The organism is Pseudotabrizicola sediminis (assembly GCF_004745575.1).
GTDB lineage: Bacteria > Pseudomonadota > Alphaproteobacteria > Rhodobacterales > Rhodobacteraceae > Pseudotabrizicola > Pseudotabrizicola sediminis.
On the sequence record NZ_RPEM01000008.1, the window covers coordinates 32214 to 53151 of the forward strand.

20 protein-coding genes and 1 pseudogene are annotated in these 20938 nt (G+C 60.9%); 1 reads left to right on the forward strand and 20 read right to left on the reverse strand.

Annotation, left to right across the window (positions count from 1 at the left end):
* Positions 1–41: 41 nt before the first annotated feature.
* The 8 genes and pseudogenes from EEB11_RS12535 to EEB11_RS12565 form a co-directional block, all read right to left on the reverse strand.
* Positions 42–849 (reverse strand): annotated as a pseudogene (locus tag EEB11_RS12535) (IS5 family transposase).
* Between the two features lie 173 nt (positions 850–1022).
* Positions 1023–2192, reverse strand: coding sequence for an FAD-dependent oxidoreductase (locus tag EEB11_RS12540; RefSeq protein ID WP_135431872.1), 1170 nt, complete (start codon positions 2190–2192; stop codon positions 1023–1025).
* A gap of 21 nt (positions 2193–2213) precedes the next feature.
* The gene (locus tag EEB11_RS19565) at positions 2214–2390 is read right to left on the reverse strand and encodes a hypothetical protein (protein ID WP_167852732.1); all 177 of its coding nucleotides are present in this window, start codon (positions 2388–2390) and stop codon (positions 2214–2216) included.
* 64 nt (positions 2391–2454) lie between these two features.
* Positions 2455–3561 (reverse strand): type 2 periplasmic-binding domain-containing protein, encoded by a 1107-nt coding sequence (locus EEB11_RS12545; RefSeq protein WP_135431874.1) that lies wholly within the window; start codon positions 3559–3561, stop codon positions 2455–2457.
* Positions 3562–3618: 57 nt separating this feature from the next.
* On the reverse strand, positions 3619–4920 hold the full coding sequence (locus EEB11_RS12550; RefSeq protein WP_135431876.1) for a TRAP transporter large permease: 1302 nt from the start codon (positions 4918–4920) through the stop codon (positions 3619–3621).
* A 3-nt stretch (positions 4921–4923) separates the two neighbouring features.
* On the reverse strand, positions 4924–5460 hold the full coding sequence (locus EEB11_RS12555) for a TRAP transporter small permease (RefSeq protein ID WP_167852733.1): 537 nt from the start codon (positions 5458–5460) through the stop codon (positions 4924–4926).
* Positions 5461–6057: 597 nt separating this feature from the next.
* Positions 6058–7815 (reverse strand): FAD-dependent oxidoreductase, encoded by a 1758-nt coding sequence (locus EEB11_RS12560; protein ID WP_135431880.1) that lies wholly within the window; start codon positions 7813–7815, stop codon positions 6058–6060.
* A 54-nt stretch (positions 7816–7869) separates the two neighbouring features.
* The gene (locus tag EEB11_RS12565) at positions 7870–8952 is read right to left on the reverse strand and encodes a maleylacetate reductase (protein ID WP_135431882.1); all 1083 of its coding nucleotides are present in this window, start codon (positions 8950–8952) and stop codon (positions 7870–7872) included.
* Positions 8953–9043: 91 nt separating this feature from the next.
* Between EEB11_RS12565 and EEB11_RS12570 the strand changes: the two genes are divergently transcribed.
* Positions 9044–9994 carry a LysR family transcriptional regulator gene (locus tag EEB11_RS12570; protein WP_135431884.1) on the forward strand — a complete coding sequence of 317 codons (951 nt, stop codon included), beginning with the start codon at positions 9044–9046 and terminating at the stop codon, positions 9992–9994.
* A gap of 4 nt (positions 9995–9998) precedes the next feature.
* Here the strand turns inward: EEB11_RS12570 and EEB11_RS12575 are convergent, their stop codons facing one another.
* The 12 genes from EEB11_RS12575 to EEB11_RS12630 all read right to left on the reverse strand — a co-directional run bounded on the left by EEB11_RS12575 (position 9999) and on the right by EEB11_RS12630 (position 20875).
* Complete coding sequence (locus EEB11_RS12575) at positions 9999–10331, reverse strand: hypothetical protein (RefSeq protein WP_135431886.1); 333 nt, start codon at positions 10329–10331, stop codon at positions 9999–10001.
* A gap of 7 nt (positions 10332–10338) precedes the next feature.
* Complete coding sequence (locus EEB11_RS12580; protein ID WP_135431888.1) at positions 10339–11175, reverse strand: dioxygenase family protein; 837 nt, start codon at positions 11173–11175, stop codon at positions 10339–10341.
* On the reverse strand, positions 11172–12209 hold the full coding sequence (locus EEB11_RS12585) for a branched-chain amino acid ABC transporter permease (protein ID WP_135431890.1): 1038 nt from the start codon (positions 12207–12209) through the stop codon (positions 11172–11174). Before EEB11_RS12585 ends, EEB11_RS12580 begins: the two co-directional genes overlap by 4 nt.
* Positions 12210–12218: 9 nt before the next feature.
* A complete protein-coding gene (locus EEB11_RS12590; protein ID WP_135431894.1) occupies positions 12219–13082 on the reverse strand; it encodes a branched-chain amino acid ABC transporter permease in 864 nt (287 codons plus the stop codon).
* Complete coding sequence (locus EEB11_RS12595) at positions 13079–13792, reverse strand: ABC transporter ATP-binding protein (protein ID WP_135431896.1); 714 nt, start codon at positions 13790–13792, stop codon at positions 13079–13081. The genes EEB11_RS12590 and EEB11_RS12595 overlap by 4 nt, the downstream gene beginning before the upstream one ends.
* Positions 13789–14508: an ABC transporter ATP-binding protein gene (locus EEB11_RS12600; RefSeq protein WP_135431898.1), complete on the reverse strand. Its 720-nt coding sequence runs from the start codon at positions 14506–14508 to the stop codon at positions 13789–13791. Before EEB11_RS12600 ends, EEB11_RS12595 begins: the two co-directional genes overlap by 4 nt.
* Before the next feature lie 132 nt (positions 14509–14640).
* Positions 14641–16260 (reverse strand): GMC family oxidoreductase, encoded by a 1620-nt coding sequence (locus EEB11_RS12605; RefSeq protein WP_135431900.1) that lies wholly within the window; start codon positions 16258–16260, stop codon positions 14641–14643.
* Positions 16247–16807 carry a flavin reductase family protein gene (locus tag EEB11_RS12610; RefSeq protein WP_135431902.1) on the reverse strand — a complete coding sequence of 187 codons (561 nt, stop codon included), beginning with the start codon at positions 16805–16807 and terminating at the stop codon, positions 16247–16249. Before EEB11_RS12610 ends, EEB11_RS12605 begins: the two co-directional genes overlap by 14 nt.
* 55 nt (positions 16808–16862) lie before the next feature.
* Entirely contained in the window at positions 16863–18083 is a 1221-nt protein-coding gene (locus tag EEB11_RS12615) for an acyl-CoA dehydrogenase family protein (RefSeq protein WP_135431905.1), read from the reverse strand.
* Between the two features lie 27 nt (positions 18084–18110).
* A complete protein-coding gene (locus EEB11_RS12620; RefSeq protein ID WP_135431907.1) occupies positions 18111–18899 on the reverse strand; it encodes an alpha/beta fold hydrolase in 789 nt (262 codons plus the stop codon).
* Between the two features lie 12 nt (positions 18900–18911).
* A complete protein-coding gene (locus EEB11_RS12625) occupies positions 18912–19922 on the reverse strand; it encodes a zinc-dependent alcohol dehydrogenase (protein WP_135431909.1) in 1011 nt (336 codons plus the stop codon).
* Positions 19919–20875 (reverse strand): branched-chain amino acid ABC transporter permease, encoded by a 957-nt coding sequence (locus tag EEB11_RS12630; protein WP_245298894.1) that lies wholly within the window; start codon positions 20873–20875, stop codon positions 19919–19921. Before EEB11_RS12630 ends, EEB11_RS12625 begins: the two co-directional genes overlap by 4 nt.
* Positions 20876–20938 lie beyond the last annotated feature (63 nt).

A 20938-nucleotide genomic window follows, 5' to 3' on the forward strand; every position in this document is an offset into this window, starting at 1 on the left:
ACGGCTACTGAGATTTTCCAGGGTCAGGACTCGTTCTCGTTTCATGGCCAGAACATGACGGTTGCTGCCAGAGCGACGGCGGAGTGGAAAACCTTCGGGCATCGGTCGTAACGGGTGGCGCCGCGCCTCCGGTCCTTCAGCCGCCCGAACATGATCTCGATCCTGTTGCGTCGTTTGTAGCGGCGCTTGTCGTGCTTGATGGGCTTGGCGCGCGACTTCCGGCCCAGGATGCAGGGTTTTATCCCCCTGTTTTTCAACACATCTATGGATCAGTCGGCATCGCAACGCCGGTCGGCCAGCAGCCACCCCGCCTTTGGCAAACCGCCCAGCGGGGCAGCTGCCCCGATAGGGTCGCTGACCTGGCCTGCGGTCGTGAAGACGCGCAACGGGCGGCCTTCCGCATCGGTAACGGCGTGCAGTTTGGTTTTCATGCCGCCCTTGGTTCGGCCGATCAGGCGGCTCCTTTGGTCCTATGGCTCCCCTTCTTCGACCGCAGTCTGGTGGCTGTGCCCCACTCGCACATGCCTTGCATGTGCTGCCGGGCAATGGGTCCGCCTTCAGATAGGTCGCGTCGCTCATGATGGTCTTCTGCCCAGTGCCTTTTGAGGCCAGCCCCTCCATCAACCTCGCGAAGATACCCTTGTCGCCCCACCGCTTCCATCGGTTGTAGAGCGTCTTCGGCGGGCCATATTCCTTGGGCGCATCAAACCACCGCAAGCCGTTGCGACTGATAAGAATCATGCCGCTCAAAACCCGCCGATCATCGACGCGCGGCTTCTTATGGCTCTTTGGAAAGAACGGTCTCAGCCGCTCCACCTGCTCGCCCGTCAGCCAGACTGGAGTGCTCATGATCACCCGCGTAGCTCAGGGGCCTCGACACACGCAGCAGCGGCAGCCTCAAGCAGATCAATGGGTCCTGGCCCTAAAACAAGAAAGTGGGACAAGGCGATCTGTCGATGATGGCGCCAGTTCCCTTGATCTGTGAGAGTGCGACTACCGCCGAGACAAGCCGCACTAACGCTTCAAGCCACAGCGTCCCGCCTCTTGATTCCGGCCAAACTGATCGAGGATGAGCCCACCGACAGTTTCATAATTTCCGCCTGATCCCGCTTTTGCGCGTCACGGTCAGAGCGTTCCCACATCTGTTTCATCATGCTGGCAAATGGGGATGAAACTTCCACAAACTCGGTCCGACGATCCTTGGTATAAGCGTCCAGTTCATCACGCTCGTTCGCGCCCGACAGAACGTTCTCAAAGGCTGTCACCAGACGGTCCACATCCATGATCCCACCCGTCAGACCGCGCCCGCCACAGGGGTTGCAAATATGCGCGGCATCGCCCGCCAAGACCACGCGGCCCATGTTGTAGGTTGGGCAAGTGCGCTCGTGTACCCGGTACGGAGCCCAGCTGACGATTTCGTAAGCTTCATCATCGGGCATGATGCGCTTGTAATGATCATGTATGCGCCGGCCCACTTCCTCGACCGGAATGTCAGGATCTTCGGGAAAGGTCACGCGATACAGGCCTTCGGCATTGATCTTGGCCACCAGACCCCAGGATGGGCCAGAACAGATCATGTGAACATTTTTCCACCCCTTGCCGGTGAAGTCATAGCGCACATTTGTCGCCACAAAGCGTTCGGGCCATGTGAACCCTTCAAACTCCAGCCCCAGCAGCTTGCGGATCGTGGACTGGCCGCCATCGCATCCGATAACCCATTTTGCCCGCAACTCGCGGACGCCGTTTGGGGTTTCTACCGTGACAGTTGCATGGGCGGTTCCGTGGCTGATCGCGCGAACCTTGGTGCTGAAACGCACTTCCGTCATGGGATAGGTCAGAAACGCATCCATGGCGATTTGACCCAAGGCTTCTTGTCCGAAATGGAGGTTATGAGCATAGGTGCGGGTGGGTTCGGCTTTCAGCGTGTCGATCGTGACGACCAGATCATCCTGTGGCCAGACAAAGTTGATTTCGCGATTGCGGATGGCAACCTTCTCGGCGGCGTCCAGAATGCCCAGACGGTTCATCAAAACCAGCGTCGGGTCCGTATAAGTCATTGCACGCGGGCTGTCATTCAACTGCGCATCCGCATCCAGCACGATTACACTGGCATTGGCGCGGGCGAGGCCCAGGGCCGTCAACAGACCGACCGGCCCTGCACCAACAACGATGAAATCTGCAATATTATCCATCTTAACCTCCCTTTGGTTCACTCAAATCTCGGGCGGACAAAAGCGCCAGACGGTGCCACGGTTTGGCGGAAAACCTGGCGTGGCCCGGTCCAGATGACCACCGCAAACCCAGAACTGCGCATGGATCACACGCGGCGCCTCTGATCGCGCTATCACCTGCCGGATGGCCAGCCCACTTGTCACAAGCGTGCGAGTCATATCGGCATGCTCTTCCTTTTCCGCGGCGGAACAACGGGGCAGGCCGATGACCTGCCCCACAGACTTAGTCGACGAGCGTCGCAAAAACGCGCTCATGCAGGCGTGCCGCCAAAAGCACGGGGTCCTTGCCAACGTCTTCGACAATCGCCTCCCACTCCGCCAACAGGGCGATATTGGCGTCGACCGCGGCGGCAGCGCCAGTGGCACCACGCGCTTCGGCGGCGGCGATCACCTCGGTTCGTTCCGAGGCCTGAAAATCCGCCCAGGCTTGGGCAAATCCATCACCCAGAGATATGAACTTCGCGCCATTGGCCAGCGCCAGATCCTTGCCTTTGACTTCATCCAGATAGTAGCCGTCGACCACATTCATGATCGCCTGGGGGATTTCGCGGGCGAAAATTTCCTTGCGACCGGGTGTCATCCCGTCCCAGGTGCCCTTGTTGACACCCATCATCACAACGGCCGGGAACACGCCGTGCGACACATCATCGACAACTGTCTTGACCACATCCGCGAGCGAGAATGCCACCAGCCAATCTTTGGGCGCAAACACGCAATCAACCGTGCCGCGTGCCAGTGCCTGCTGGAATTCGTTTGGCGGCAGGCCCTGACGCGACATGCCAAGCGATGCGGCCCAACGGTTGAACATCGGGTTGCCTTCCGCAGAGCGCTTGCCCTGTAACTGGTCCATCGAGGTAAGGTCGAAGTTGCACATGAGATGATAGGGCGCCGTCGCATAGACCCCCATCGGCATCACGTTCTGCGCGCCATATTCTTCGAGACACTCCGGGCAGTTCAACAGCAGGGTTTCGGTTCCGGCGCCAGCCGCAGCGTAGCCCTCCTTTGCCAACGCCTGCAGTTCCCCCATCGTGGTGTGGGTTTTCAACTCGGCCGAGTTATAGCCCGGCACGAGGATGCCCCCGTCCACAACCCCGTCGCGCAGACCTGCCAACGTCGTAAAGGCGTTGAACACCTGTCCGCCCATGAAGTTTTCAAATGTCATTTCATTTTCGGTGCCCGCCGTTTCGGCTGTTATCTTTTCGAACATCGGCACAGTGCCCAGCCGGTTGTTCGGCGCAGGCGGGGGTGTCCAGGCCGAGTATTTGAATGTTTCGGCACTGGCCGGGATGGCCACCACGGCGAGCGCAGCGACAAAAGCTTTAAGTTTCATTGGTATTTCCTCCTCTGGTTTAAGTCTGGAATTGGCCTTGGCAGGGCAGAAACCGGGTCACATGACGCTGGGCAGCCACAGCGTGATAATTGGGAACACAATCAGCAATCCGACGATCAGCACTTCGGACAGCAGGAACCACACCGCGCCCCTGAAGATTTTTTGAAGCGGTATCTCGGGTTGCATCAATTTCACGGCATAGACGTTCAGCCCGACAGGTGGCGTTATCAGCCCGATCTCAATGAACTTCACCATAAGGATGCCGAACCAGATCAGGTCCATGTCGGCTGCAATCAACAGCGGCAGGAACACCGGCAGCGTCAGCAGCATCATGCCCAGCGGGTCCAGAAACATGCCAAGGATCAGATAGATCACCATGATCGTCAGAATGATGGCCAGATGGCTGACACCAAAATCCGCGACCAATGATGCCAGATACATGGGCACGCCCGAAAACGCCATGAAACGGGTAAGCAGCACGGCACCGACCGCGACAAAGAACACCGCCGCCGTGGCCACGATGCTTTCGCGCGCCGCCTCGCGAAAGATGGCAAGTGTCATGCGGCGCTGAGCCAGAGCGATCAACAGGGCCAGAAACGCTCCCAGCGCCCCCGCTTCCGTCGGGGTGGCGATACCGGAATAGATGCCGCCGATAACAGCGAGGATCAGCAGCGGCAGCGGCCATATCTCTGCCAAAGCGGCAAAGCGTTCCGCCCAGGTTGGCTTTTCATCAACAGGCGGCGCAAGGGACGGATCCAGTTTGCAGCGGATAATGATCTGTGCCGTATAAATGCCCGCCGTCAGCAGTCCAGGAATGATCCCTGCGATGAACAGCTTTGCAACCGACACTTCCGCAAAGATGCCATAGATGACGAGAATGATCGACGGCGGGATCAGGACACCCAGCGTGCCACCGCAGGCTACGATCCCACAGGCCAGACCGTCATCGTATTTATACTTCCGCATTTCAGGGATAGCGATGCGCCCGACGGCCATCGTGGTGGCCAAAGATGATCCCGATGCCGACGAGAACCCCGCGCACGCAAAGTTCGTTGCGACTGCCAGCCCGCCCGGCAAACCCGATAACCACAAGCGCGCCACGTCAAAGAGACTGGACGTCATGCCGGACCGATGCGCAATGGCCCCCATCAGCAGGAACATGGGGATCGCGGACAGATCCCAGTTCGCCACGAAATCGAACGGAACCACACGCACCAACGAAAACGCAATTCCCGGCGACGTCACAATAGAGATGCCGAAGAACGCGACGATCAACAGGGCAAGCCCGACAGGAACGCGCAATCCGATCAAGGCGACAATGGCCAGAAATCCCGAAAACCCGATGGCGAGATTTGACATGGCTTATCCTTTTGCGGCGTGCGTAACCGCACTTGGCGTCATGCCCACGGGCCGACCCACGATCTTGTCCAGCGCCAGCACCAGGGCCGACAGCGCCATCAGCCCGCACCCGATGGGCGCAAACCAGCGTGTCGGCCATTTGGGCAGGTTGATGCTGGCCCCTTGGTGAAATTCGCCAATACGGGTCATTCGGATGGCTTCATGCAGGGTTTCCCACGCAAACAGGCCCATCCCGATGGCAAGGACCACAAATATCAGCCCTTGCAGCAGTTCATTGGCACGACGGGGCAGCATGTCGGTAAACAATGACGCAGAGATATGCCCGTCCTCGCGGGTGACATACGCAAAGGACAAAAAGATCATGCCGGCCATGTAGTAGAACGCAACAATTTCCGGGACGCTGTCGATCGAGATGCGGAAGATACCGCGCATCGCAATTTGCAGCACCACGTGCAGCATCATCAACGCCATCGCGATTTCCGCCACTGCCATGGCCGCCGAGATTGCGGCATCCAGCGCGCGCCGAAAAACACGATACATCATATACCCCCTTATGCGCCGAGCGCACTCTCATGCGGCCAGCGGCACCTTCTTGATTGCAGACTTATCCGATGCCTCCGCTCTGGGCGGGCCTCCCCACCGGATACAAACAGGTTACGCAGGTGCGGGGCCTCAGGAATGAGATTTCTTTGCCTTTGCATAGCGGTTTGCTATGCGTCGTATGGAAGTCGTCCGAATCTGGCTTGCAGGTCAGTTTCGACACCGCGCGCTGGCGCGATGCTGCGCGCGTAACCCACCTGAATTTGTGATCAACGTTGGGTGATCCATCAAACGAGCCCTGTGATTGCACGCCCCGTCGCGCGCCTGTGCGAGCGGCCCCAGCAGGCGTTTGCGGCCGCAAGAGACCATTCCAACCCTTTTGATCGCGTCACTCTCAGCGCGCGCACACTGCATCATCGTGCAAAGCGGGCCACGCAGATCGCATTTGCTGCAGCTTGCAACACCGCAGGCAGTCTGCCGGCTGACAGAAGGCCACATCGAAGCCCTCACCCTCGCTGCGCTGATCTTTCCCCGCTCCCGCCGGCAGAGCATCGATGCCTGGGGCTTTGGATGCTACCACCCAAAGCCCCCTAGCCTTCAGCGCGCCAGAACGGTGCGCAGCACCCGGCCAAGATCTGCGGCAGGGTCTGTGCTCAGCTCTGTTGCACGCCAACAGATGTGGTGATCGGGGCGCACCAGCAAGCAGCCGTTGTCATGGATTTCAGAAAGTCGCGCCCACTCACCACTATGGTCGACATAGGTTTGCCGGGGTCCGATGATATGCACCGCAATCGAAATGCCCAGGTCGGCCGCTGCACGGCTCGCGGCTTCTGCCCATGCTTCACCGCCCAACCCGGTCAGCACACTGAAGTGGCCACGGCCGCACAGGTCAAGCGTGGAGACTTGCGCCCCGGTATCATGGCGATACAGCCAGGCATGCGGCAGCCGCGCGCCAGGCCAGGTGGTCGGCTGATAATGCAAATCAGCGTCCATCTGAAACGCTGGTTCGATCTGGCCATCGGTAACCACCGCACCAGAGCGGTAGCGCTGGTTCATTTCGACGCCGTGGGCATCAAATTCATATTTCTTGAAAGAAATCGCTTTGCGGATTGCCGCCCGCTGCGCCTCGGCCTCGGCTGAGCCTTCGGTTCTGGCCTGCAGGTTTTTCTGCATCTGCACCGGATCCACACCTTCGGCCATGCCCAACGCTTTGAAAATCGGACCCGTTTCGGCGATCGACTGGTTGGCGCGGGTGACGATCTGCTTGGCCACGGGTGCGCGTTCAGCGTCATAGGTTTCCAGCAGGCGCTCTCCGGCCTGACCTTTCAGCACCATCGCCAGTTTCCACGCCAGATTGAACGCATCCTGAATCGAGGTGTTGGAACCCAGGCCGTTGGATGGCGGATGACGATGGATGGCATCGCCCATGCAGAACACCCGTCCATTGGCGGTTTTTGTGGCGTAATAGTTGTTCACCGTCCAGACGTTGGCCGACAGCAATTCGATCTCCAGCTCCGGGTCGCCGATCAGCTGGCGGGCAACACCGGTGGCAAACTCGGGCGTTACCTCGGGTTCGGGTCCATTGATGTCATAGCCCCAGACGATCAGCCATTCATTCCACGGCCGCACCATCCGCACCAGACCCATACCAATACCGCCCACATCGGCACCCGGCTGCATCACCCAATACAGAACGCTGGGCCGATGGGCGACATATTTGGAAAGATCCGCGCGGAACAGGATGTTCATCGAGCCACCGACCCCCATCTTGCCCTCGAACGTCAGGCCAGCATGTTCTGCCACCAGCGACTTCCCACCATCCGCCCCGATCAGATACCGGGAGCGGATCGTCACTTCCTTGCCGGTCAGCCGGTCAAGGCAGGTGGTGGTGACGCCTTCGCTGTCCTGTTCATGGCGCAGATACTCGGTGGACATCCGGGCCTGCGTGCCACGCTGACAGGCGGTCTTGAACAGCAGGGGTTCCATGAAGGTTTGCGGCAGATCATTCATCTTGGTGGGCGACGACATCTGATGTTCGGCGCGGCTTAGCGGATGATTTCCCCAAGCCTTCATCCGCCCGATTTCTTCACCCGCAAGGCTTTCGCAAAAAATGTTTTCGCCCATCAGATCCTGATGGGTTGCGAACATATAGGCCTCGTCCTCCACATCCTGGCCTAGGTCGCGCAAGACCTCCATCGTGCGTTGGTTTGTGATGTGGGCGCGCGGGGTATTGGCCAGCCAGCGGTACCGGTTCACCGCCATGTTGGCGACGCCGTAGCTGGACAAAAGCGCTGCAGAGGCTGACCCTGCAGGGCCGGTGCCGATGATCAGAACGTCTGTGTTGATGTCAGCCATGGAAATGTCCTCTCGGTATGTCAGTCGAAGCGCGGGGATAATCCGCACGGTATATCAGATGTCAGGGCGATCCCCGGCCCAGGCCGCCTGCAACAGACGACGGATGCCGTCTTTCGTAACGGGGCGCGGGTTCCAGTAGGGGTTGGCGGTGGCCAGATCGGTGGCCCGGTCCAGATCAGCCTCCACAAGTCCCAGATCGCGCAACGACAATGGCGCACCGGCGGATTTCGCAAACTGCCACAGGCCAGTGCCGGCGCCAAAGCCGGAGCTCGTGCCGAACAGATCAGCCAGCGGTGCCAGCAAATCGGGCACGGCTGATGCGTTGAAGGCAATAGCGTGCGGCAGGATGATGGCGTGGGTTTCTGCATGGGGCAGATCAAAGCTGCCGCCCAGCGTGTGGCACAGCTTGTGGTGCAGCGCCATGCCAACCTGCCCAAGCACGGTGCCGCACAGCCACGCCCCGTAAAGCGTTTCGCCTCGGGCGGTCAGATTGCCGGGGTCCGCCAGCACCTTTGGCAGGCTGTCGCGAAAAGCGCGCAAACCTTCAACTGCCATCAGCGACGATATCGGCGAGCGGTCACGGGCATAAAGCCCTTCGGCCGCGTGGGCCATCGCGTTCAGGGCCGAAGTGACTGTCATGGACAAGGGCAGCGTGGCCACCAGTTCGGCATCATACAAGATCACCTCGGGCTGAACTTTCGCACTTGTCAGAGTGGTTTTCACCCCGTTTTCGGTCTGGCCCAGAATCCCCGTCGCCTCTGACCCGGCATAGGTGGTGGGCACCACGATCTGCGGCAGATCGGTGCGCAGGGCGATTGCCTTGCCCAAACCCGTGGTTGACCCGCCCCCGACCGAAATCAGCACGTCCGCGCCCAGCCTGCGCGCCAAATCGGTGGCCTGTTCCGACACATCAACTGGCGTGTGCATGGCAGCGCCTGTAAAGCGCCCGACTGCCTTGGCGCCGCAATAGTTGGCAAACTCATCGGCCATGTCGGACTGCTGAGGCGTGGTCAGGATCAAGGCACGGCTGACGCCAAGATTGTCCATTTCTTCCGAAACGGCAGCACGGATGCCTGCCCCAAAGCGCACACGTACAGACGCGCTGCGTGCAGTGAAATCTTCGCGGAAAAAGGACATCGGACTCCTCTCCTTCGTCGGACTTGGGAAACCTAGCCCAGCACCAGAGAAATATTGATCGGATGATACCGATGTAATATCGCTTATTGCTATGAAGATAGACAGCGAACATCTGGAAATTCTATCGGCCATTGTCGAAAAGGGCGGGTTGACCGAAGGCGCGGAAGCGCTTGGCAAATCGCAGCCTTCGGTATCGCGCAGCATGGCGCTGCTGGAAGACCGCATCGGCATGCCGCTGTTCGAGCCTGGCCGCCGCCCGCTGCGCCCGACCGAATTGGGGGCAAGCCTCGCGCGTCTTGGAAGCCGGATACGCAGCGCCAATCAAGAGGCAAGTCTGCTGGTGCGCCGTTTTCGCCAAGGCTTGGCCGGGCGCTTGCGGGTGGGCGGCTCGCCGATCTTCATGGATGGGGTGGTGGCCAGCATGGTGGCTGAATTCCAGACCCGCCACGTCGATGTGCAGATCGACCAGACGTACGGCTATCTGGACTCTCTGGAAACCGGGTTGCGCAATGGCGGGCTGGATCTGGCAATCCTGCCGCTGCATCCCAGGCAGGTGCCTCAGGATATGGAGTTTGCGCCGCTGCTTTCGGGCAACAACGTGATTGCTTGCCGGGCCGGGCATCCGCTGACCCGCGCGCGGGCCATCACCCTGGCCGATATTGCGCCTTATGCTTGGGTCGCTCCACCGCAGAACAGTCCGCTCTACCGCGATCTGCTGCAGGCGTTGAAATCCATCGGGCAAGAAGATTTCCGGGTAAACTTCTCGGGGGGGATGCTGGCATCGATACAGTCGGTTCTGGCGGGGTCGGATGCGTTGACGGTGCTGCCATATTCGGTGGTCTTCATGTCGCGCCGCACGATTCAGCTGGAGGCGCTGCCGCTGAAAATTGACCACCCGGACCGGCAGCTTGGCATGCTGACGATGGTCGACAGGCAAGGCCCGCCTGCCGTTGCTCAGTTCATCAATTTCCTTCAAACCGAATGCCAGCGTCTTCAAGCCCGGATGGACCACGATCAACAAGTCACCCGGCGGCGGGGCTGAAGAGCTATTTCAGGGCTATATAGCTGGCCGGATCAAGCGCCGCGATCCGCACCGCGACGGGAAGTCCTGTTGCGGAGTGGAGTTGCGACCGCACCTCCTGCGCCACCTGTCGCAGAAGGGTCGGTGTGCGTTCGGGGCGCGGCAAATAGGAAAGCTCGGCATTGATCTGAGGCTGGTCAGGCAGGCCAATGACCGGGATCACCGCGATATGACACGCTGCGTGATCAACTGACAGCGCGGCACAAAGCATGTCGCGCAACGGGGCCAGCAGCGCAACAAGTCCGGAGTGCAGGCTTTGATAGTGCGCCTCGTCAATGAACAGCTTCACATTGGGCATGGTGGCCTCAGCTGGGGACCAATACGAAATCAAAAGGCGAGTGCCAGAGCGTGTCGCCGCCCTCAACGCGCTCATACGGGGCGATCAGCGTGTCCTTGACCCCGAACACCGTATCCGAGGCCAAATAGTCATCCCCACCAACAAAGGTATGGGTGACCAGCTTCTGGAAGCCGGGTGCGGTAATCAAATAGTGCATATGCGCGGGGCGATAGGGGTGGCGCCCCAGCAGGCCCAACATCTGCCCCACGGGTCCATCATCCGGAATGGGGTAGCTGACCGGTTTGACCCCACGAAATACATAGACCCCATCTGCGCCGGTGACAAAACGCCCGCGGTTGTTCCATTTCGGCTGAATGCCGGGCTGCTGAACATCATAAAACCCGTCGGCATTGTCGCACCAGACATCGACCGTCGCGCCCTCGATCGGGGTGCCGTTCAGGTTCAGCACCCGGCCCTCGAACAGGCAGCTTTCGCCCTTTCCATCCAAAGAGATAGTGTCGCCCATGGCGCGGATCGGGGCATCCGCAACATGAAACGGACCAAAGACCGTGTTTTCGGTCGCTGGTTCCGGACGGCGGTTGTTGATGGCATCGACCAGCATGGACACGCCCAGCGTATCGGACAGCAAGATAAACTCCTGCCTCTCGCCAGAGCAGATCTGGCCGGTGCGTGTCAGGAAATCGATGGCGTATTCCCATTCTTGCTGCGTCAAGCCTACATCCTTGATGAAATCGTGAATGTGCGTCACAAGACTTGACATCACGAGTGCAAGCCGGGCATCGGTCTGATCGCCCATTCGGCTGTTGACCGCTTCGGCCGAACCGCTTTCGGAAAAATAACTCATGCTGCATCCTCTTTGATGGATTGACGGGCAAGTCTGGGCGCGGCATGGCCCAGCGGAAACGGATCAAATCCAATGCAGTGGATCAGGCCACCCCATAGGCCGCGCCGCGCAAAAAGCATGATCGCAATGCCGATGAGCCCCAGCGCAATAAGATAAACGGTGCCGTAATCGGACAGCAATCGTTGCAGTCCGTAAAACACCAGAACCCCGACGATCGGGCCCGGCAGGGTGCCGATCCCCCCGATCACGACAATAAAGATCACAAAGGCCGTCCAGTCGATGACGGAAAAAGCGGCATCCGGCGTGATGCGACCGATCTGGATAAACAACAGTGCCCCACACAGCCCTGTGACAAAGGCCGTCAGCAGAAAGACCAGCGCCTTGAGACGGGTCGGGTCCACGCCGACCGACTGCGCGGCCACCGGATTGTCACGCACCGCCTGCAAGCCCAAACCCATGCGCGAGCGCAAGAACAGCCAGCACGCCACCAGCATCACCGTGGCCAAGCCAAGCGCAAGCCAATACGTCACGGCATCGATCGCCGCCGCCGGAGATACCCCTAGCAGGTCGCGCACCAGACCCACGCCAAACATCTCACGCGTGGCGTCGCGCGGCAGTGCGGTGCCGGTGCCACCGCCAAGCGCGCGCCACTGTCCAAAAGACAGCCGTGCAATATCGGCCACCGCCCATGTCCCGATTGCGAAATAGGCCCCATTCAGACGAAAGGCGAAAAAGGCAATCGGGATCGACAGAGCCATTGCCAACATGCCGCCGATCAGCATGCCAGCCAGCGGATCCCATCCCCAGAGAATGGTGGTGGCGAACATCACATAAGCACCGATGCCGACAAAGGCTTGCTGCCCGACCGAGACCAACCCGGCAAACCCTGCCAGAAGGTTCCAGTTCAGCGCCAGCACCAGCAGGCACAGCACCTTGAACAGGTCTTGCACCAGAATACGCGGGCCGATCACCGGCACCAGCGCCAAAGCCAGCACGACGGCCAGACCTACACCGAGTGTCAAAACAGCTTTCATTCCTGCCCCTCAGTCATTTGCGCGCGGAAACAAGCCGCGCGGCCGCACCAGCAGGACCGCGACAAAGGCGATATGCCCGGCAAGGATCTGCCATTCTGGGTTCACTGACGCGCCGACGGCTTGCGCCACACCGATCACCATGCCGCCCGCCAAAGTGCCCCACAGGCTGCCAAGACCTCCGATGATGACCGCCTCAAATGCGTAGAGCAGCCGCGCCGGACCAATCGACGGGTCAAAGTTTGCCCGCGCACCAAGATAGAGCGCGGCGATCGTGGCCACGACCAGCGCAATGCCCGTGGCGATGGCGAAAACTCGGCGCGGACGGATCCCCATCAGCTGCGCGGTCACCGGATCATCCGACGTGGCCCGAAACGCCCGGCCCAATGCGGTGTGATAGAACAACCAGTTCAGTGCCAATATGACCACAATTGCCGACCCAAAGGTGATCAGCGGCATCACCCCGACCGTGACCGGACCCAGTGGCAAGGACGCAGACTCGATCGGACCCACGGGCAATTTCCGGCTATCGGCGCTGTAGGTCTGCAAAAGCACGTTTTGGATCACCACCGACAGGCCAAAGGTGACCAGAAGGGGCGGCAGAATGTCATCGCCCAGCACCCGGTTCAAAAGCGCGGTCTGCAATAGCCAGCCAAAGGCAAACATGATCGGCAGGGCAATTGCCGCAGCCAGAAAGGCATTGATACCAATGGAGGTGCCGATCCCGAGGATCAGATAGGCGCCCACCACAATCAGGTCGCCATGCGCCAGATTGACCAGTCGCATGATGCCAAAGACCAGGCTCAGCCCAGCGGCGAACAGCGCATAAAGCCCGCCCAGCATCACGCCCTGCACCAATGTATCCAGCAACATCATGCGTGCTTCACTCCAAAATAGGCGTCATGGATCGCCCCGCGGCTCAACTCCTGCGGGCGACCCGACAAGGTGATCCGTCCCTCCATCATACAATGCACGTGATCGGCCACCTTGAGCGCCTGGCTGATGTCCTGCTCCACCACGATAATCGCCGCCCCGCTATCGCGGATGGTGGGAAAGGCAGCATAAATCTCGCGAATTACCACCGGGGCAAGGCCAAGGCTCAGCTCGTCACACAGCAAAACGGTTGGGTTAGACATCAGCGCCCTGCCAATCGCCACCATCTGTTGTTGGCCACCCGACAGCGCGGTGCCGGGTTGGCTGCGCCGTTCACGCAAGATGGGAAACAGGGTGAAGATGCGGTCCAGCGTCCAGAACCGGTTGCCCGTACGCGCATGCGCACCAATCTGCAAATTCTCTTCGACGGTCAGGCTGGGGAACAGGCGGCGGCCTTCGGGCACCATTGCGATACCGGCCGTCAGGATGTCGGGCGCAGAAAGTTGCGCAAGATCGCGGCCCTTTAGCCGGATGCTACCACCACTGACACGGGCGATGCCGGTGATGGCACGCATTAAAGTGGTCTTGCCAGCTCCATTGGCCCCGATGATCGCCAGCGTCTGCCCTTCTTCCAGAATCAGATCCACACCGAACAGCGCCTTGAAGTCGCCGTAATGCGCGGTCAGGCCCTGAATTTCCAGCAGTCCGGTCATGCCTCGATCCCCAGATAAATCTCTTGGACCTGCGGCGCGGCCATCACCTCGTCCGGGGTGCCCGTCATCAGGACCCGGCCAAAGTTCAGTGCGATCAGGCGGGTCACAACCGATGTCAGTGCGTGCAAGACATGCTCGATCCAGATGATCGCCGTGCCCTCTGCGTGCAAGGAGCGAATGGTGGCGACCAGATCGACGCATTCGCCATCGGTTAGCCCGCCTGCAATCTCATCCAGCAGGATCACGCGTGGGCGGGTCGCCAACGCGCGCGACAGTTCCAGCCGCTTGCGGTGCAGCAGCGGCAACGCCCCGGCTTTGCGATCCGACAGAGCCGACAGTCCGGTCCGGTGCAAGATGTCCATGCAGGCCAAAGGTGCCTCGGACGCCGCAAGCCCGCCACCGAACCGGGCCGCAACCAGCAGGTTTTCATATACCGTCAGATGATCAAACGGCTGCGGGATCTGGAATGACCGCCCAACACCGCTGGCGCAGCGCTGCATCGGAGTTTCAAGCGTGATATCGCGGCCATCGAGCAAAACCTGCCCGGCATCAGGCCGCAGATTGCCAGTGATCAGATTGAAAAGCGTCGATTTTCCGGCGCCATTCGGACCAATGATCCCAAGCGCCTCGCCGGGGGCAAGGTCGAAACTTACATCGTCAGTCACTTTCAGCGCGCCAAAGTTTTTCGACACGCCCTGCAATGACAGGATCGCCATACGGACCTCTCTCCCCCGCTTTTTCGGCGGGTCTTCCCTGTCGGCAGGTTAGTCGGAGGATCTGGCTGATTTGATCGGATGGCTGCGCATCAATATCACACTTCGGTATGAACCCGCCGCTTGGGCAGGCGATTAGCCCGTCGCCATGATCAACTCTGCCGCTTTCTCTCCAATCATCACAGCGGGCGCATGGGTGTTCCCGCTCACAAGGCGTGGCATGATCGAGCAATCGGCGATCCGCAGCCCTGCCAGACCATGAACCCGCAACCCAGCATCGGTGACTGCAAGGGGGTCATTGCCCATCCGCGCCGTGCCCACCGGGTGAAAGATCGTGGTGCCGATTTGTGCCGCAAGCCGCGCAAGGCTTTCATCATCCGCATCGCCAGGCCCCGGTTTCAGCTCGGTCGGGGAAAAGCGGGCCAGATGGGGCTGAGCCATAAGCCGGCGGGCATGACGAATACTGTCGGCGGCGACCTTGCGGTCTGCCTCCGTGGCCAGATAGTTCGGCTGAATGGCCGGTGCAGCAAATGAGTCTGCACTGACCGCATGGCATGAACCTGTCGAGGTCGGGCGCAGGTTGCACACCGAAACCGTCAGCGCGGGCGTGCGGTGCAGCGGCTGCCCAAACGCGTCCAGCGACAGCGGCTGTACGTGATATTCGATGTTTGCCCGGTCATGTTCTGGCCCCGAGCGGGTAAAGATACCCAGTTGGCTTGGGGCCATCGCCATCGGCCCCGATTGAGTCAATGCATATTGCAACGCGATCCCGGCCTTGCCCCACAGACTGCGCGCCCGGTCATTCAAAGTGCGGGCACCGGTGATCGCAAAGACCGTGCGAAGTTGCAGGTGATCTTGAAGGTTCTCCCCCACCCCGGGCAGCGCATGGCGGACGGGAACACCGATTGCACTCAGAACTTCGGGGCGGCCAATTCCGGACAGTTCCAGAATGTGCGGCGTGCCTATGGCACCGGCCGACAGCACCACCTCTTGCCCGGCGCGGGCATGATGCAGGCCGCTTCGGTCGCGGAAAACGGCACCGGTCACCCGCCGCCCGTCAAATGTCAGGCACTGTACTTGCGCCCCGGTGATGATGCGCAGGTTGGAACGGCCGCGCGACGGGTCCAGAAACGCCTTGCGCGCATTCCAGCGCAAGCCACGCCGCTGATTTACCGGAAAATACCCAACGCCTTCATTGTCGCCCGCGTTGAAATCGCTGGTGGCGGCGATCCCCATGTCCTGCGCCGCCCGTGCCACCTCATCCAGAATCGGCCAGTGCAACCGCTGTTCCTCTACCCGCAATTCGCCGCTCGTGCTATGGTGGTCGTCCGCAGCCCCGAAGTGCCGTTCCGAGCGTCGGAACAGCGGCAAGACATCGGCCCAGCCCCAGCCCGGATTGCCCAGATCGCGCCACAGGTCATAATCCTGCTTCTGACCTCGCATGTAGATCATGCCGTTAATCGACGAACAGCCGCCCAGCACCTTGCCGCGCGGGTAAATCAGACTGCGCCCGTTCAGCCCCGGCACGGGTTGAGTGCGAAAGCCCCAGTCCAGTTGGGGATGCCCGATTGCAAACAAATAGCCAACGGGGATATGAACCCACGGGTGATTGTCACTGCCCCCGGCCTCGATGAGCAACACGCGACGGCGCGGGTCTGCTGACAGCCGGTTTGCAAGGACACAGCCCGAGGACCCGGCCCCGACGATCACCACATCATAACAGCCAAAATCGGCGGGTGAGTCAGCGAAAGACATCGCGGTACTCTGTATCCATCAGCGTCAGGCTTGCAGCCCCGTCTGGCGTTTCGCGCAAGCGGTGCCAGCGCCGGTCCATGTAAATCAGCGATTCCAGTTCCGGCGCACCCAGTGGCGTCCCACAGACCCCGTCAAGCAACTCGGCGGTGACAACGGTGGCGCCCGCCACCGGAAGCGTGCCAGTGATTTGTGCGCGAAACCATGTGGCCACGGCTGTGTAGCGCGGCTCGCCGCTGGACAGACGTTCCCAGGGAGCGGCCGTGCCGAAGCGGTCGGCCCCCGGCGCAGCCCCCAAAAGCGCCAGGTCAAGATCCGCGTAGCGCAGCAGGTGAATGATCAGGCCGCTCGCCGCCATCACCGATGTGGCAGAGCCCGACCGGGCCGAAAGCGAAAAGGCGACCGTGGGCGGGTCTGCGCTGACCGAGATCAGCGATGACACCGTCATCGCCACAGGGCCATTGCCGGGGTCGGCGGTAATGACCGCGACCCCGGCCGGATGACATCGAAAGGCCTCGCGAAAGGCGTGGGACAGCGCAGGCGCGGTCATCGGCAGATCTCCTGTATCCCGGCCGGCCGGACCAAGCCGGCCAGTGGGCCTTGGCTTATTTTTTCTCGATCAGGTCGTAGAACTGCCAGCTGCGGTCAGTCCATTGCCCGCCCACTTCACGACCCGCCGAGGTCACGATCGACGGCGCGATCGTGAAGTGGTTCGCCGCCACCATCATGTCGCGGAACGTACGCTGGATCACCCCGGCGCGCAGCCCCGCCCCGCCCGAGGCACGATAGGCGAAGGTGCACACCTCTACCCCGGTCTCGTGGATCTGTGCCTTGGCCAAATGGACAAGACTGATCTGACGGGTGGTCATCTGCTTGCCTGCCTCGGCTGTCGCCTCGATGTCACTCCAGACTTCCATCACAAAGGCGCGGGCGGCACGGTAACTGGCTTCGGCGCGGCCGTAATCATGCCAGAATTTTTCGCTTTCGCCCAAAAGCCCGGCGCGGCCAGATTTCGACCGGGCAAATGTTGCGATCTCATCCAGCATCCGCCGCCCCGCGCCCATGGCCCAGCCGGTATGGCCTATGGCCGCCAGCCCGACGATCCCCAGACTGAACAGTTCCTTAAGCCGCTGCGGCGGCGCGGTCAGGATCGGGAACACCAAATCCTCCGCAATGAACACATCCTCGGCGCCGTAGTCGATCGACCCGGTGCCTTTCAATCCAAGCACATCCCAGTTGCCCAGCTGCTTGTGTTCCGGGACCGGCGCATGAGCACACATGATGATGACATTGCCGGTTTCATCCTTGGCAGGTTTGCCGGTGCCATCATCGACGAAACAGGCCGAATGCGACCAAGTTGCATGGGAAAAGCCTGAGCCATAACTCCATTTGCCAGTCAGGCTGTAACCGCCATCGACTTTCTTCAACATGCCCAGTGGCGCGCCCTGCCCCGAAAAGCGGTTTTCTGTGCCCGGAGCGAACAGGCGCTCCACAGCGCTGTCGGGCAGGAAGGCCGCCGACATCGCGCCGATGCAGCAGTGCACCATCGACACCCAGCCAGCCGATCCCGACCACCAGGTGACCGCCTCAAGCAGTTTCAGAACTTCGGTCGGCCGCATTTGCGCGCCGCCCAGAGCTTCGGTCGCCAGCAGATGCGACAAACGCAGCGGGCGCAGCAGTTCAAAACTTTCGGGAGTCAACTCGCCCGCAGCTTCATCGGCGGCGGCGTTGGCCTCCAGTTTCGGGCCGATTTCAGCGATCCGCGCCAGCAGGTCGCTATGATCGACGGTATTGCCCCAATAGCTATGCTTTATCGGTTTGTTCATGGCTGTCTCCTCCTCGGACAATCGGTTTCAGGCGGCAAGAAAATCGCCGATCTGGGTCAGTGCGGCGGGCTTTTCCTGCAAAACGAGATGGCCCGCGCCCGGAACGCTCAGCAGCGTCGCGTCGGGCAGTGCCTCAACCCAAAGCGGGGCCTGGCTTGCGGGCAGCAGGCGGTCCTCATCGCCCCAGACCAGCAATGTGGGGTTGGTGATGCGCGCCAACATGCGGCGCAGGTTCGGGTGCCCCATGCCAAAGGGGGCGCAAAGCCGGCCCACCGCCTCGCCCTCACGGGCGCGGTCTGCGCCAAAGGCCTCGGCAAAGGCAGGGTCTGATCCGTCGGGAAAATAGGGCAGTGCAACGGCAGGATCATGCGCCAGATACGCCGGGAAATCCTGCGGGACGATATCGCCCAGCGGTGTGGCCGGATGCGCCGGATCGTTCAATCCGGCAGGCGCAACCAACACGACACGGTCAAATCTTTCGCGCGCGATCGCGGCCAGCTCGGTGGCAATCCAGCCACCCATTGAAAAGCCCATAAGGTGCGGCTTTTCAGACAGGTCCAGCGCATCAAGCAGGTTCAGGTAATGCACCAGCATATCCGCCATACCCGCCGCATGCGGGTCCGGACCGGAAAACCCCATGCCGGGATGGCTGGGAAGCAGCACGCGAAAGCGGTCGGCCAACCCCGCGGCGAAGTCAAACCCTTCCAGCGTGGCCGCACCATGCAAGAACAGCACGGGTTTTCCCGCGCCAATCGCTTTAACCACGGCATGGACCGCGCCAACGTCGTATTCCAAAGTCTCGAACGTCACGGACATCTTGGTTTCTCCTCAGGACAGCTCTGGCTGGATCAGCACTTTGCATTGTGTGGTGCGCCGCCGCAGGCTTTCAAACACCTGGGGCACTTGTGTCAGACCGATCCGATCGGTGACGATCTGCTGCGGCAGACCGCCCGCAAGCGCATCCAGCGCCACGCCGAATTCGTTGCGCTGGTGAAAAAACACCGCAAAAATCAAGTCGATCTCTTTGGTCAGCGCGATGAACGGGTCCCATTCATCGCCGCCGACGCACAGGCCGACGCCCACCACCTTGCCTTGCAACCGCACCGCCTGGACCGCTGCTTGCAAAAGGCCGCGCTTGCCGACACATTCAAACACGATATCGGGCGGCCCCCCGCACAGATCAGCGATGTTCTCGGCCAATCTGTCGCCTGACAGCGCAAAATCGGTGGCCCCAAGTGCCAGCGCGCGCGCGCGCTGATGGGTGTGAAGATCGGCCATCACCACATGCAAGGCCCCCATCCGTCGCGCCCAAAAGGCGACCAGCAGGCCGATAGGTCCGGCACCAAGAATCGCAACCCGGTCGCCGGGCTTTACCCCTGCGCGCACCACGCAGTGTAAAGCCACCGCAAGCGGTTCGGCCAAAGCACCATCTGCAAGCGCGACGGCAGGCGGCAGCTTATGGCACTGCCGCGCTGCAACGGTGACGAATTCGGCATAGCCGCCACCGATCAGTACCATCTGCGCGCAACGCGCCGGATCACCGGCCAGACAGCGCGCGCAGCGCCCGCAGCCTCGCATCGGCACCACAGCCACGCCATCACCGGGCGTGAATTCGTGAACCTCTGCCCCGACGGCCACCACCTCACCTGCGATCTCATGACCAAGCACAAAACCCGCACCAATTCCAAAGGGGGCAGGATCTTCGGTGATATGCAGATCGCTACCGCAGATGCCGCAGCCGGCAACACGCAGCACCACCTCATCGGGGCCAGGTGCTGGGTCGGGCTGCACACCAATCCGCAGCGGGGTGGCGACCGCGTCAAAAAAGGCTGCTTTCATGGCTTTTCCTCCGGTGTGTAGACCAGGTGGCGACGGATCGGGAACCAGTGCACATCCCACCGCTTTGACACCGCGCCCCAGATGCCGCCCCGTGCATAAAGCGCGACAAACACGGTCATCACCCCCAGCACCACGAAATAGCTGGCGCCATACTGGCCGAACCAGCGGTCGGCGATGAAATAGATCAGCGAGCCGATCAGCACTCCCTCGATCGAAGCGATACCGCCGACCATCACGATGAAGATCGCCACATTCGCCCACATCGGATCAAAAGCCGAAGGCGGGTTGATCCGAAGCTGCGCCATCGCGTAAACCGCGCCCGCCAATCCGCAGCCCACGGCCGCCGCAACATAGATCATGAAGCGCAATCGCCGCACATTCACACCTTGACTGGCGGCTGCCACAGGGTTGTCACGCATGGCGATCAAGGCAAGGCCATACCGCGAACGCAAGAACCAGTAGCTCCCCCCTATGGTCAACAAGATCAGAAGCGCGCACAGCAGCGACATGGCGACATTGCGCTCGAACAGCGAGTATTCCTTCATCACATTCAGCGACATACCCGCGCCGGCGTTCAGAAAGCCCATGTTCGACGCCACCAGCCGGAACACCTCTGCCACCACCCAGGTGCCGATGGCGAAGTAAGGCCCGTCCAGCCGGTGCAGCAGCATGTAGCAGGGCACAGCCAGAAAGGCGGGAACCAGCAAAGCGATGAAAATTGCCAGAAACGGGTTCACACCAAAGGTCTGCGCCAGCACGAACAGCGCATACCCCGCAGCCCCCATAAAGGCTTGCTGGCCCACCGACACCAAACCGGCATAGCCCGCCAACATGTTCCACATCTGGGCGACCGCAATATAACAGCAAAGTTCAAGAACCATGCGGATCGTTCCGGTCTTTGCCCACCACGGCATCGCGGCCAGAGCAACCACCGCCAACAAGAAGAGCACCATGGCGACACGCCCGCCAGGTGTCTGTCTGCGAACAGTCACGCGCGGCAGTGCTGGGGAAAGGGC